Origin of the sequence: Nonlabens tegetincola (assembly GCF_002954355.1) — a bacterium.
Taxonomy (GTDB): Bacteria; Bacteroidota; Bacteroidia; order Flavobacteriales; family Flavobacteriaceae; genus Nonlabens; species Nonlabens tegetincola.
Genome location: NZ_MQVV01000014.1, coordinates 498,004 through 511,252 on the forward strand (window position 1 = coordinate 498,004; position 13,249 = coordinate 511,252).

The following is a 13,249-nucleotide window of genomic DNA, read 5'->3' on the forward strand; positions in this document are numbered from 1 at the left end:
CTTACTGATTGGATAGCCATTGGTTCACGTTAGTTTCTATACGTGAGAGTATGTTTTCTGTGTCCGCTTTCGCGAAAGCGTGACCCGTTATATTTTCATACAACTCTACATACCTATCACTCACAGAGTTTATATACTCATCGCTCATGTGAGGTATAGTTTGACCTTCTTTACCTTGAAAATCATTTGAAATTAACCATTGACGTACAAACTCTTTACTGAGCTGTTTTTGAGGTTCGTTATTTGCTTGTCGTTCCTCGTAACCATCGGCATAAAAATACCTAGAAGAATCTGGTGTGTGAATTTCATCAATTAGAACGATTTTTCCATCTTTAGTTTTACCAAATTCATATTTAGTATCTACCAAGATAAGCCCACGTTGTGCGGCAAGTTGGGTTCCTCGTTCAAATAAAGCTCGTGTGTATTTTTCCAATATCTCGTAATCTTGTTCACTTACAATACCTCTTTTAAGAATGTCCTCGCGAGATATGTCTTCATCATGATCTCCTTTTTCTGCCTTGGTAGCTGGTGTGATGATAGGTTGAGAAAATTTATCATTCTCTTTTAAGCCTTCAGGAAGTGGTACGCCACATAGCATGCGCTTTCCTGCTTTATATTCACGAGCTGCATGACCGCTCATATAACCTCTAATAACCATTTCTACTTTAAATGGTTCACATAAATGACCGATAGCAACATTAGGATCTGGGGTGTCTATTAACCAATTAGGCACGATGTCCTCAGTGGCTTTCATCATTTGCGTGGCAATCTGATTCAATATTTGGCCTTTATATGGTATTCCTCTAGGCATGACTACATCAAAAGCGCTGAGACGATCTGTAGCAATCATTACCAATAACCCATTATCAATGTTATAGACTTCTCTTACTTTACCTTTATAAACATTTTTTTGTCCTTCAAACTCAAACTGAGTATCCATTAAGGTATTAGGTACGCTCATGATATTTTAAATATAATTATAGAGCAAAGGTCTTATTATTTTATAAAAATTGAAATAGGATAACTGGATATTATAAAGAAGTTATATTAAGTTTTAAACAAGTTTTTGATACTGGTCAAACCATTTTCTTACTTGAGTATCGCCATACCCATATTGTGGGAATTTATCCTGAAATGCTATAAAGACTTGTTTAAAACTAATGTCGGGATTTTGTTTAATTAGATTTTTCACAAACTCCTGTGGCTGCCCGTCACTATTGTCGTTAGGTAATCTATTAATGTGAGAATCTACCGCTGCTCGTACATGAGAATAATTGCTTTTTAACTGTGTTGCAATTTGTAATAGGGTAGTGGTATTTCCATCCACGTAAGATTTCCATAGATTACTCCATAATTCGAGTTGTTCTAATTTTTGTCTGTTTGTATAAATATGAATCAATTCATTATTTGAATGATGTCCATAACTATAAGGAAATGCGTTAAGTGATCGAACCAAATAGAGTTTAATATTCTTTTTATTGATCTGATGGAACCTGTGTAAAACAAACCATAAATTAGATTGACAAAATAGATCATCTTCAAACCAAAGATTCACCTCACTATTATCACGTATATTCGACAGCTTCTCAAGTTCCTTAATCACAAGATCGTTGTACTCTTGATATGTACTATTATACTCCTGTTTTATATACTGTGAACGATCAATTAATAATTGTTCGTAAGATTGTGCTTTTAAAGGGCCATCAATAAAACATTCTCTAAAAGTGATACACTTACCTTTAAGTTCCGCAGGGAATCTATTTCTTAAGGCATCACCGTTGAGAATATGATATTCTTGCATCAATAAGTTTAATCTAATCTAAATTCGCCGCGAATATCCTCTACTTCCTTTTCTGGTAGTGAATTAACAAATAAATACATGCAGCCGTAAGCGATTGCTCCACCACAAATTCCAACTGGAATTAAGGTTAGGTTATTTTCAACAGAAAACAACATTATGAAAATGAGTATCATTACAAATTCACAGAAAATCCATGAACCTACAAACATGGCTATATACCATCCTTTTTTATAGCCTTTCTCTTCAAGAATCTCTCCTAGCTTTTTAGAAAGCCAGATGACTAAAAATATTTCTAGCATTTTATTTGGGTTGTGTTAGTTGACTCAAATTTAGGCTATTAAAATTTTTAAAATACACAATTGTTAAAAGAATTAACAAATTTTTAAAATCCTAGATTGAATCCTAAAACAAAAGCGCCGTAGTTTCTTCCAGATGTCATGCTGTACACGTAGTCTATTCTGAAAGGTCTAAAATTTCCAAAACCAATATTGTCGATCCCTGCACTTAATTCAAAATAAGGTTTGCGTTCTGTAAAAAGTGCTTTTCCATTCAAAATCAAATCGTAATTTAATTGATTAAGCACTGGTACTTTTCCTAAAATAAACCCTTTGAAGTCATGTTGAACATGAAGTTGAGCATAATCCTTATTTGTACTGTAATCGTAATAGTTTAACAATCCAAAACCATAGGGATTAACTGCTTGTAGTTTATACCTTAATCTATTACCATTAAAATGTTGGTAATCCACAAATGAAATATTATCGGCGTTAAGAAATGTACCAGCATTGGCATAATAGCTCGTTCTACCTAAATTTCCCAAATCAAAACCTTGGTACAAACTTGCCTTGAATTGATGGAAGTTGTAATTATCATTACTTGAAGCAAATCCACCTTCATAATTTAAAACAATCGTTGGGTATTTTTCATTGGAGATGTTGAATTTTTGGTTGGGGTAACTTTGATACTTTTGACCTGGACGTAAGGTTAACGATACACCAGTTTTTAAAATTTCATGATCGTCTATTATCGCTTGTCTTCCTAAATCCAAACTCAAAGGATTATTGCTAGTGTAATCTATATCATCTTGAGGAAACCATACCTGATCTTCAGTATTTGTTAATGGTTGACGTCTTTCATATGAAACTGAGGTATTTACAAAAACACCATTTACGACTTCTTGTCCAAAGTTGATACTAGCAAAATCAACTTCATAGAACTTGGCAAAATTTCTTTCAAATAATAAACTACTTAATGAATTTTCTAGATTAGAAATAGGGTTGCTATTATTTATTTGACGTACTTCAGTACCAGCTTTAAATCCTAAATACCTACGATTGGTTCTATTAAACCTATAATTTCCCGTAAAGGTGTACCTTAACCTATCGTCACTAAATCCATAGTTGAATTTTGTCCCTAGGTATAAAGTTCTATTATAATCCTCGTCAAAGCCTTTAAAATAAGAGAGCCCAGAATTTATGGAAAATCCTTGTACTGTATTAAAACCAGAAAAGTTTGCTATACCATCGTATGTAATCGAGTAGTTTTTATTGCTATTTCGGTAGGAATAACCTGTAATGGGATCTAATAATCTAAACTTATTGTTTACAGCATCAATTGAATCCTTGTATTTAGGATCGTTGCGTACTGCTGCAATACTGTCTTTTTTTATGTATTCTTTACTTTCTTCTGTATTTAAAGGAACAGGTCTTTGTTTTTTCCAAAATAGACTGTCTTTTTTATTGGCACCTTCTTCAAAACTCAAAACTTCAGCACCAAAAAAATCTTTTTCAAATTGTGGATTGAAATTATAATCCGTGTAATTTGCGATAAATCGACCATTCCCTTTAAAACCTAAGAATTTAAAAGAAAAGTCAATGCTTTGTGATCGCTTTACCCAATCTTTATTACTCTCTTCATAAGAAAAGTCTTGTTTAAAGGTTATCTCTTTAATGACAGGTACATTTATATTCATACCAGTTGTGGTAAGCTCAAGGCCGTAAATCGTCCATTGATCTTCTACTATGTATATAATACCTTCAAATGTATTGTCATTAGGCCTTTTACTTTTAACCTCTATTTTATTGATCAAAAAATTATTATCATCAAAAAAGGTTCCTAACAATTTATATTTATAATATCCAAAAGCATAATCTGCAATAGGAGATACGATTCGATTATTTAAGTCTATATTATTGTTGTAAAAATTAAAGTCGGCACTTTCGGCACTATTGGCACTAAAACCGTTATCGTCACCACTTATCTTACTTGCTATAATGTGTTCCTTAAAATTATCAGGTGCTTCATAGGCAATTTTTGAAACCGTTTCAGATAGGTATATAATACCCGATCTAGTTATAGAATCTAGTGATCCGTCAAGATCTCCTATCTCTTGTCCCATGAAACTTTCTGGAACATCATTCATACGCCATAAACCACGCGAATAAAAATTTGCTTTATAACTGGAGAATTTTAATCTATTCTTTTCTCTATTATCAATAGCAGCTTGAATAACTCTATCTGCTGGGTTTTCATCACTATTTACAATTACTTCATCTAGTGAAGTGGCCTGTTCTTTTAAAATGACGTTTTGTACCTGGTTTTCCTTTTGATAGTTGACTTTTATAGTTTCAGGAGCATAGCCTAAAGATTGGTATACAATTTCATAATTACCAAATTTGGGAAGTTTTAAAGTGTAAGCACCTTCATTATTAGTAGTTGTTCCCGTATACGAACCTTTAATATAAATAGAGGCAAAGGCCAGCGAATCTCCTTGTGTTCCTGTAAGAGTTCCTATTAGTTGCGCTTTGGCGAAAGCTAAACTGAAAACAAAAATGAGAGTAATATAATATTTCATAGAGTTGGTTTATGGATCCCAAAGTTAATTCAGAACCATAAAACTCTATGTCTTATAGAAGGAACTTAACCTTGTTTAACTACATAGACGTATATTGTTAAATAAGGTTGCCTAGATTGCATGAAATTACTTGAATTGTTTTTTTATTGCGTCTAGACGGCGTTTATTATCCCGATCTTTCATGGTTTCACGCTTATCGTAAAGTTTTTTACCCTTTGCTAGCGCTATGTCCATTTTTGCTAGACCATTTTCATTTACAAACAAGCGTAATGGAACAATGGTATTACCAGAATTAGTAACATCCTTTTCTAGTTTTTTAAGTTCCTTGCGGTTTAATAAAAGTTTACGCTCTTGTTTAGGTTGATGGTTAAAATAGGTAGCATGTGAGTATTCTTGTACTGTCATATTGATTACCCAAAGCTCGTTGTTTTGAAATTCACAAAAACTTTCGGCTATACTAGCTTTACCTAACCTTATAGCTTTAATTTCAGTTCCAGCAAGCACAATACCAGCAGTATACCTATCTAGTATCTCATATTCAAATCGTGCCTTACGATTTTTAATTTCTATTTTTTTGTTAATCTTCATATAATACTGCAAATATAAACAGACCAGCACATGCATGTCTTATATATTTGTGAAATGAAAAAGATTGTACTATTACTACTGTTGACAGCACTTGTTGCTTGTAAAGTTGATGATAAAGATTATACTGGTAAGGAGTTAATTCATAAGAGTATTCAAGCGCATGGCTCTCCTTTTTTGGACCAATCTACGATGGAATTCAAATTCAGAGGAACACAATACGAGGCTATAAGAAATAAAGGTGTGTTTCAATATTCTCGTGAGTTTATTCAAGATTCCTTAAGGATTAAAGATGTATTGAGTAACAATAAGAAAGAGCGCTATATAAACGATTCCTTAATTACCGTTGCAGATTCTTTACTTAACGGTTATGCCAGTAGCCTTAATAGCGTAGTGTATTTTGCACAATTACCGTATAGTTTAGATGGAGATGCTATAATCTCTAAAAAAATAGGGATTGATACGATTTTAAATAATAAATATTACGAGGTCAAGGTTACTTTTAAAGAAGAAGGTGGTGGCGAGGATCACGACGACGTTTTTGTCTATTGGATAAATAAGGACAATTATTTAATTGATTACCTGGCTTATTCTTATTGTGAGGAAGAATGTGGATATCGCTTTCGCGAAAGCGTAAATCGTAGAACGGTAAATGGTGTAATCATACAGGATTATAAAAACTATAAAGCAGTCAAAACAAATCCTGATTTATTGCAGTTGGATGATTTATTTGAAAAAGGTCAACTGGAGTTAGTCAGCGAGATTAAAACAGAGCAAGTAAAACTCACGTTAGATTAATACGAATATTAACATGTTGAATAGGTAATTCACTGCTCGTTACATAGTAGTTTCTTGTAAAAAGCATGATTCTAGCATTTGGTAAATATCTGGATGCTTACGTTTCATAAGTTTTGGTCTAGAAAAGAAGTATTCACAAGCAACGGCAAAGAATTCGGCTTCACTTGTTCCACCGTAGGACCTTATGTCTGACTTGTCGTTATTGATTTGCTCCATTTCATGATGCATGATCTCTAACCAAGCTGCAACCATAGGTTGGTTCATCAATATTTGCGGAATGCCGTCTATTTTACCATCCATTTTATCTATGAGGTGAACAAACTCATGAACTGCGGTATTTAGTTTATCGGTATTGTTGCGAAAACCGTGATAAAGCGCTTTTTGCGATAATATCATTTGATTCTCAAATCTTCCTGTACCTACTAATCCTAGGATATTACGGTTTTCATCTTTTTCGGCAAAGCCTAGTTCTTGATTGAATCGATCTGGATACAACCAGACGATTTTTAAGTTATTGTAATGCCAGTCTGGAAAATGAAATACAGGAATTACAGCACTTGCCGCAATTAACATTTTATCCTTGTTTGCAACTTCAATGTGCACTCCTTCTATTTGAATCTCCTTTAAGAACAGTGCCATACGATTTTTAAATACAGATTGCTGCTCGTGATTCAAGGATTTATAAAAAGGTACATATTTTAGTAAATCAACATGCCAAAAATCAGGTATTGATAATGCTGGGTTTTTCCTAGTGGTATTGAATTTAATTACAAAATAGATTAGAATAAGAGCTACAATAAATAACGTAGTTATCATAAGGTCATTTTACCTTGTAAAGGTACTAGCTACATTTCAGTCCACCTATTTTACAATTCGGTAACCTCTATTTTAAACTCATGTAGTTTGAATAGATATTTGTCACAGCTTTAAAGGAAAGACTTACTTTTAAGCTAGAAAAAAAGAACTCATGACCTTAAAAAAGTTTTTTAAATATTTTATTTATAGCATTTTACTTGCTTTTATTATCTTATTAATAAACGCATACGCTCGTGGTTATTTCTTCAACTTTCAAGAAGAAGCAATCAACTTTGGAATTAATTTCATGTTCACTGTAGTGTTAACAGCTGTAAATCAATGGTGGTTTAATTTCATATCAAAGTACTATGATTGGGAAACTCACACAGTAGGAAGATTGATTTTTGGTGCACTAGGTTCCATCATACTAACTATGATAGCCTTGTTTGTATGTTACATTATTGTGGTACTAGGATTTTATCAAAAGTCCTTAGAGTTCTTCTGGGCAAATCAAAGTGCCGAGTATTATTGGTTGGGCCTCATAATTACGGTGATTGTGAGTTTGATTTACCACGCAGTTTATTTCTATAGACTATCATTAAATAAAAAGGTAAAGGAGCAGAAGGTAATAGCGCGTAGCGCCACAGCACAGTTCGATGCTCTTAAAAGTCAACTGGATCCACACTTTTTATTTAATAGTTTGAACGTTCTAGTTTCATTGATCGAGGAAAACCCCAAAGCAGCTACAAAATTTACAACGTCATTATCCAAGGTGTATAGATATGTACTAGAACAACGTAACAAAGAATTGGTAACCATTAATGAGGAATTACAATTTGCACGTACTTATGTGAATCTTCTTAAAACTAGGTTTGAGAATAGTATCGAAGTAATTATACCCAATGAAGCTAGCAATCCAGATGCACAGGTTGTTCCTTTATCTCTTCAATTACTACTAGAAAATGCAGTTAAGCATAACGTGGTTAGTGATACAAAACCACTTTTAATTGAGATTTTTGAAGATGGAGATATGCTTGCCATCAAAAATAATCTACAACCTAAACAAGTAGTAAAGCGCAGCAGTGGTGTAGGTCTTAATAATATAGCTTCTAGGTATGCCTTATTGAGCAACCGTAAAATGAGTATCGATAAACAGGATGATAACTTTAGGGTAAACATACCTATAATAACTGAAAAAGAAACAATTATGAATACAGTAGAAAACACAAGTGTCGAAGATATTAAACTAATCAAGGCAAAAAGTAGGGTTGCTGATATAAAAGGACTCTACGATAATGCTTTTAGAAGCGCAGCGATTCTAATCTTCCTGTGTGCGGTAAACTATTTTACAAGTGATTTTCCTTGGATTATATTTCCTACCGTTGGGATGAGTATTGGATTAATTTACAATTATGCCAATGTTTACGATTATAAAATACCACTAGGTAAAGAGTGGGAAAATCGAAAAATCGAACAATTAATGAACGATAAAAACTTTTAATTATGAAACCACAAGAAACATATGAAGAACGCTACAAAAGGGCAAAAGAAAGAGTAGGAGAGATCCGTGGATTTTATTCTCACAGTGTGGTCTACATCCTAGTAAATATAGGAATAGCGGGATTAAATTACTATCAGAATCAATGGGAATTTCCTTGGTTTTTGTTCACTCTTGGTGGATGGGGAATAGGATTAATTGCACATGCATTTGCTATTTTTGGCACTAATCCATTTACAGGTAAAAAATGGGAAGAGCGCAAAATTCAAGAAATTATGGAAAAAGAACTTAACTCATAACAAAATGGAATCATTTACAACCCAAGAAGAGGCTCGTCAGAAAGCCGTAAAAAGAGTAAAAGAACTCAAAGGTTTCTACAACCATCTTATTTCATTTATGTTGGTTAATGGTGGTATTGCATTGCTAGTATGGTATTTTGGTGGTTCAATGGCATTTTTTATTTGGACCGTGACAATTTGGTGGGGTTTAGGACTGCTTATTCACGCTTTAAATACTTTTAAACTAAATCCATTTTTTGGTAAAAAATGGGAAGAGAAAAAAATCAAAGAATTATTAGAAAATGAGCATTAAAACCATAATAATAGAAGACGAAAAACCTGCTGCTCGTAGATTACAACGCATGTTGCACGAACTAGGTGTTGAGGTTATGATCATGTTACATTCTGTAGAAGAGGCTGTTAACTACTTTCATAACAACAGTTCTCCAGATTTAATTTTTCTTGACATTCAATTAAGTGATGGATTATCTTTTGAAATCTTTGATGAGGTTCAATTGGATAGCGCCATTATATTCACGACTGCCTATGATGAATATGCCTTGCAGGCATTTAAACACAACAGCGTAGATTATTTACTTAAACCTCTAGATGAAGATGACTTACAGGCTGCAATAAATAAGTTTGAATTACGCTTTCGCGAAAGCGGAAACGCATCATCCCAATCACCTCAAAATAGCCTAAGTAATATAGACTTTTCTCGCATAGCCCAAATGTTGGGCAATCCTATTGATAAGAATTATAAGAAACGATATACAGCTAAAGTAGGAGAACATTTAAAACTGTTTCATGTTGATGATATCCAATTGTTCTTTTCTGAAAATAAAGGAACCTATGTTAATCTTTCGAATGGACGTAATTACTTAATAGATAATAAGTTAGAGTCTGTAAGTAACGAGCTTGATCCCGAACAGTTTTATCGTATTTCTAGACAAGCTATTATCAATATAAACGCTATAAAGGATATGATTTCATATACAAATTCACGTTTAAAGGTGAAAATTGATTCCTTTAATGAATTTGACCTTATCGTGAGTCGTGAGCGAGTAAAGGATTTTAAAAATTGGATGAATCAGTAAGACTTACAATTACAAAAACTAAGAATGTAACGACTACCGATTTTTAGATTAACTTTTCAAATTTATAAGGATCTCGATTTCCTATTTTTAAATTTTCCATAGCGTTTAAAGCAATATCCACCCTTTTTTGTTCTCCTTTTGCATTGTAAACCATAAAAATTATGTTGCGTTGTTTACCAGGTGTAAGTGTTTCAAAAATTTCATAAGCCTCAAAATCACTTAACAAAACGGCTTCCAGCTCTTCGGTCATGGGAGCTTGATATTTGCTAGTGTCTTCTTGCATTTTTACGTTTACCGTGTCTCCTTGATCAACATCGAGTAATTTACGGTTTGCTTTGGAAAACATGAGATACACAGTCCCATGCTTTTTTGAAACGCCAGCATGTAATTTTAACTCATTATTATTGGAAGTAATGGTTGCAACTACGCGTTTTATTTTACCTACTGCTAATTGATCGGCAATGTCCTCAGGAATTAGGATAGCTCCCATAAAGCCATCTGTTCCTAGAGTTGCTTCAAATTCAAAAACCATCTATTATAATCTATTTGTGATTACTTGTGTCTCACTGTGCAAGGTACGATGTACGGGACATTTATCTGCAATTTGTAACAAACGGTCAATTTGTTTTTCATCCAGGTCTCCAGTGATTTTTATATCTCTTTTAAAGGTGTCAATCTTGGCAGATTTTTCCTCACAGTGTTCACAATCAGCTGCGTGTTCTTTACTATATGAAACATGACATTCAACATGATCTAGTGGCCATTGCTTGCGCCTAGCATACATGTGCAAAGTCATCACCGTACATGCAGCAAGACCTGATGATACTAGTTCATAAGGTGTAGGCCCAAAGTTATTGCCACCTACAATCAAAGGTTCGTCTGCTGTGATGTAGTGATCGCCTGCCTTAATAGAAGTAGTGTAGTCGTCACCAGCTTTTAAACTTGCAACAATTTCATGTTCGGATTTGAGTGATTGTTTTTCAGGAATGTTTAGATATCGCAAGGCCCATGCTGCGATTACTCTTCCTGTATAACTGCTATCTTTTTTGTTCATGAGTAGATGGTGAGCACCGTCTAGACTAATGAAGCTTTTAGGATGCCAGGCATTGACATACAATTTTTCTGCATGTTTAATACTTACATAATCGTCCTGTGGACTGTGCATGATGAGTACAGGTTTGCGTAAATTTTGTAGTACCTGAGTGAGATGATTTTCATTAAGACTCTTTACAAAATCGCTAGATATTGTAAATTCTCTTCCTGCTAATTGAACTTTTGCATTTCCTTTTGATTCAATTTCTTCCACTTTATCAGCAAATAAATGCTTCACATGTTTAACATCACTAGGAGTACCAATAGTAGCAACAGCTTTTATAGAGTTCGCTTTCGCGGAAGCAAAAATCGCAGCAGCACCACCCAAACTATGTCCAATAAGAAGTGAAGGCGCTTGATAGTGCTCTTCTAAATACTCAACGGCAGCCAGTAAGTCGTCAACATTACTCGAAAATGTCGTATCAGCAAAATCACCGTGAGAAGCTCCTAGACCGGTAAAATCAAATCGTAACACACCAAATCCTTGTGCGGTAAGCTCTCTCGAAATAATACGCACTGGAGTAAGATCCTTACTACACGTAAAACAGTGAGCAAATATTACAAAATTATGGGGTTTTTGAGAACTGGGTAATTCGACTATCCCAGTGAGTTTGTATCCTGTAGGACTATCAAAAGTTATGGTAGTAGCTTTCATATCTTTAAAAATACCAACTTTCTATTACAGGCTTAAAAACTTAACGTAATATTGTGAACGGAAAAAGACTTGAAATTATGAAATTGAAATCTCTTTGGGTGATTGTTATTATGATCGTTGTGAGTTCTTGTGGTAACACTAGTAAGCAAGAAGATAATAAGTTAACCACTTTTTATTTTATTAGGCACGCTGAAAAAGTCAAGGATCAAGGTAATGATCCAGAACTTACACCGAGCGGTATTTCAAGAGCAAATCAATGGGTGAATTATTTTTTCTTAAAAGATGTTGATAGAATATTATCCAGTGATTACAAGAGAACTAGACAGACTGCGGCACCACTAGCTAAATCAAAGAAACTACCCATAGAAATTTATGATGTAAGATCTTTGAATGGTGATAGCTTATTAAATAAATACAAAGGAGAGACAGTTGTGTTATATGGTCATAGCAACACCATTAATTCCTATACCAATGACTTACAATCGGATAGTATTTATAAGGAATTAGACGAGAAAGATTACAATCATTTTTTTAAAGTACAAATCGATAATAACGGTAAATCAAGGGCACAAAAGCTAGCCATGGATTTTATTGAATAACTTATGGAGCAACCTAATAATCCTTTACATGGTGTTAAACTAGCAGATATTCTAGAAAAACTAGTAAATCATTATGGCTGGTACGAGCTAGGTGGTTTAATACGCATTAATTGCTTTAATACAAACCCGTCAATTAAATCTAGTTTGAAGTTCTTAAGGCGCACACCATGGGCTCGTGAAAAGGTGGAGCAACTCTATTTAGATACTTTTCACTAGAATTGATTAAATGTATAATGTGTATTAAACGTATGGATCAAAAAGATTACAAAGACGCTTATTATAGCTGCTATTATTGTAAAAAATAGAATACTTTTAAGAAGGTTATAATTGTTATGACTTCTTATTCTAGAAGCTATTTTATTAAGGTCTTTTTTATCAATTGCTTTAGTTGCTATTTTAGCGTTCAGCTTTGATTTAGTCTTGCCTAAAGGTGAATTGTCAAACCTTGATTTTCTTTCACGTTTGTTATTTTTTAAAGACAGCTGCATTGCAGAAAAGGAACTATGTTTCATAACGTGAGTTTAGTTATACGTAGCTTTTAAGCTTTAATTGTTACTTTGATAGATAAAAAAAACCTCAGAATAAAATCCTGAGGTTTGAGTTTTTTTATTGAAGTACAGTTTAAAACTGATAGCGAATACCTAACGCAACATCAAAATCATTTCCATCCCTAAAATCACCAAAATAAAATTCTGGTCTTACATCTAATGAAAGTATTAGAGGAATATCGAAGTTATATTCGATTCCTACCTGTCCACCTACAAATAATGAGGTTTCACTATCGTCAAAGCGATCACGTCCTGGAAAATCATCATCAAGATCTATAAAAGCAATTCCTGCACCTGGTCCTGCGTACCAATTAAAACCGCCATCGATATTCCAAACCCAGTGGTAAATACCACTAGCCTTGAACCCATCAAAATTGTTTCCTGATTCAATACCCAAATCAATTTCTAAACGGTTGTTTCCTCCTAAATAACGTTGATAGGATATTTCAGTACCAAAACCATCACCATCACCAGCTCTAATTCCTATAGCATTGTTTGAGATTTCTTGTGCACTAATTAGACCACTTACTAGTAATCCAAAAAATAAAAATATTCTTTTCATGTTTATTGTTTTAACAAAAATCTTATTAAATCAATTTATTTATGGATATAAAAAGTTAATATTCTTAAATGTATTGTTAACCTTCAA

Annotated in this window: 16 protein-coding genes; 7 read left to right on the top strand and 9 right to left on the bottom strand. The window is 33.5% G+C overall.

Annotation, left to right across the window (positions count from 1 at the left end; all coding sequences use genetic code 11):
- Nucleotide 1: 1 nt before the first annotated feature.
- The 5 genes from BST93_RS09130 to smpB all read right to left on the bottom strand — a co-directional run bounded on the left by BST93_RS09130 (nt 2) and on the right by smpB (nt 5,243).
- Nucleotides 2-961 carry a phosphoribosylaminoimidazolesuccinocarboxamide synthase gene (locus tag BST93_RS09130; RefSeq protein ID WP_105018911.1) on the bottom strand — a complete coding sequence of 320 codons (960 nt, stop codon included), beginning with the start codon at nt 959-961 and terminating at the stop codon, nt 2-4.
- Nucleotides 962-1,054: 93 nt separating this feature from the next.
- Complete coding sequence (locus tag BST93_RS09135; protein ID WP_105018912.1) at nt 1,055-1,801, bottom strand: DUF1835 domain-containing protein; 747 nt, start codon at nt 1,799-1,801, stop codon at nt 1,055-1,057.
- A gap of 8 nt (nt 1,802-1,809) precedes the next feature.
- Nucleotides 1,810-2,100, bottom strand: coding sequence for a hypothetical protein (locus tag BST93_RS09140; RefSeq protein ID WP_105018913.1), 291 nt, complete (start codon nt 2,098-2,100; stop codon nt 1,810-1,812).
- Between the two features lie 83 nt (nt 2,101-2,183).
- Nucleotides 2,184-4,655: a DUF5686 and carboxypeptidase regulatory-like domain-containing protein gene (locus BST93_RS09145; protein WP_105018914.1), complete on the bottom strand. Its 2,472-nt coding sequence runs from the start codon at nt 4,653-4,655 to the stop codon at nt 2,184-2,186.
- A gap of 126 nt (nt 4,656-4,781) precedes the next feature.
- Nucleotides 4,782-5,243 (bottom strand): SsrA-binding protein SmpB, encoded by a 462-nt coding sequence (gene smpB / locus BST93_RS09150; RefSeq protein ID WP_105018915.1) that lies wholly within the window; start codon nt 5,241-5,243, stop codon nt 4,782-4,784.
- 54 nt (nt 5,244-5,297) lie between these two features.
- Here smpB and BST93_RS09155 point away from each other — a divergent pair, with 54 nt between their 5' ends.
- Nucleotides 5,298-6,038 (top strand): DUF6503 family protein, encoded by a 741-nt coding sequence (locus BST93_RS09155; RefSeq protein ID WP_105018916.1) that lies wholly within the window; start codon nt 5,298-5,300, stop codon nt 6,036-6,038.
- A gap of 39 nt (nt 6,039-6,077) precedes the next feature.
- On the opposite strand, the gene BST93_RS09160 is transcribed toward BST93_RS09155, so the two are convergent.
- Nucleotides 6,078-6,854: a M90 family metallopeptidase gene (locus tag BST93_RS09160; RefSeq protein WP_105018917.1), complete on the bottom strand. Its 777-nt coding sequence runs from the start codon at nt 6,852-6,854 to the stop codon at nt 6,078-6,080.
- Between the two features lie 151 nt (nt 6,855-7,005).
- On the opposite strand from BST93_RS09160, the gene BST93_RS09165 reads away from it, so the two are divergent.
- Genes BST93_RS09165 through BST93_RS09180 form a run of 4 tightly spaced genes read left to right on the top strand, consistent with a single transcriptional unit; the run spans nt 7,006 to nt 9,706 of the window.
- Entirely contained in the window at nt 7,006-8,334 is a 1,329-nt protein-coding gene (locus BST93_RS09165) for a histidine kinase (RefSeq protein WP_181072586.1), read from the top strand.
- Nucleotides 8,335-8,336: 2 nt separating this feature from the next.
- Nucleotides 8,337-8,630 carry a 2TM domain-containing protein gene (locus tag BST93_RS09170; protein ID WP_042278710.1) on the top strand — a complete coding sequence of 98 codons (294 nt, stop codon included), beginning with the start codon at nt 8,337-8,339 and terminating at the stop codon, nt 8,628-8,630.
- A 4-nt stretch (nt 8,631-8,634) separates the two neighbouring features.
- Nucleotides 8,635-8,922, top strand: coding sequence for a 2TM domain-containing protein (locus BST93_RS09175; protein ID WP_060522549.1), 288 nt, complete (start codon nt 8,635-8,637; stop codon nt 8,920-8,922).
- Complete coding sequence (locus BST93_RS09180; protein ID WP_105018958.1) at nt 8,918-9,706, top strand: LytR/AlgR family response regulator transcription factor; 789 nt, start codon at nt 8,918-8,920, stop codon at nt 9,704-9,706. The genes BST93_RS09175 and BST93_RS09180 overlap by 5 nt, the downstream gene beginning before the upstream one ends.
- A 43-nt stretch (nt 9,707-9,749) precedes the next feature.
- Here the strand turns inward: BST93_RS09180 and BST93_RS09185 are convergent, their stop codons facing one another.
- Both BST93_RS09185 and BST93_RS09190 read right to left on the bottom strand, forming a co-directional pair.
- Nucleotides 9,750-10,238: a YdeI/OmpD-associated family protein gene (locus BST93_RS09185; RefSeq protein ID WP_105018918.1), complete on the bottom strand. Its 489-nt coding sequence runs from the start codon at nt 10,236-10,238 to the stop codon at nt 9,750-9,752.
- Between the two features lie 3 nt (nt 10,239-10,241).
- Complete coding sequence (locus tag BST93_RS09190) at nt 10,242-11,453, bottom strand: bifunctional alpha/beta hydrolase/OsmC family protein (protein WP_105018919.1); 1,212 nt, start codon at nt 11,451-11,453, stop codon at nt 10,242-10,244.
- Between the two features lie 77 nt (nt 11,454-11,530).
- On the opposite strand from BST93_RS09190, the gene BST93_RS09195 reads away from it, so the two are divergent.
- Together BST93_RS09195 and BST93_RS09200 are read left to right on the top strand one after the other, a co-directional pair.
- Nucleotides 11,531-12,052 (top strand): SixA phosphatase family protein, encoded by a 522-nt coding sequence (locus BST93_RS09195; RefSeq protein WP_105018920.1) that lies wholly within the window; start codon nt 11,531-11,533, stop codon nt 12,050-12,052.
- A gap of 3 nt (nt 12,053-12,055) precedes the next feature.
- On the top strand, nt 12,056-12,268 hold the full coding sequence (locus tag BST93_RS09200; protein ID WP_042278719.1) for a VF530 family protein: 213 nt from the start codon (nt 12,056-12,058) through the stop codon (nt 12,266-12,268).
- 405 nt (nt 12,269-12,673) lie between these two features.
- On the opposite strand, the gene BST93_RS09210 is transcribed toward BST93_RS09200, so the two are convergent.
- Nucleotides 12,674-13,162, bottom strand: a complete 489-nt coding sequence (locus BST93_RS09210) for a hypothetical protein (protein ID WP_060522544.1) — start codon at nt 13,160-13,162, stop codon at nt 12,674-12,676.
- Between the last annotated feature and the right edge of the window lie 87 nt (nt 13,163-13,249).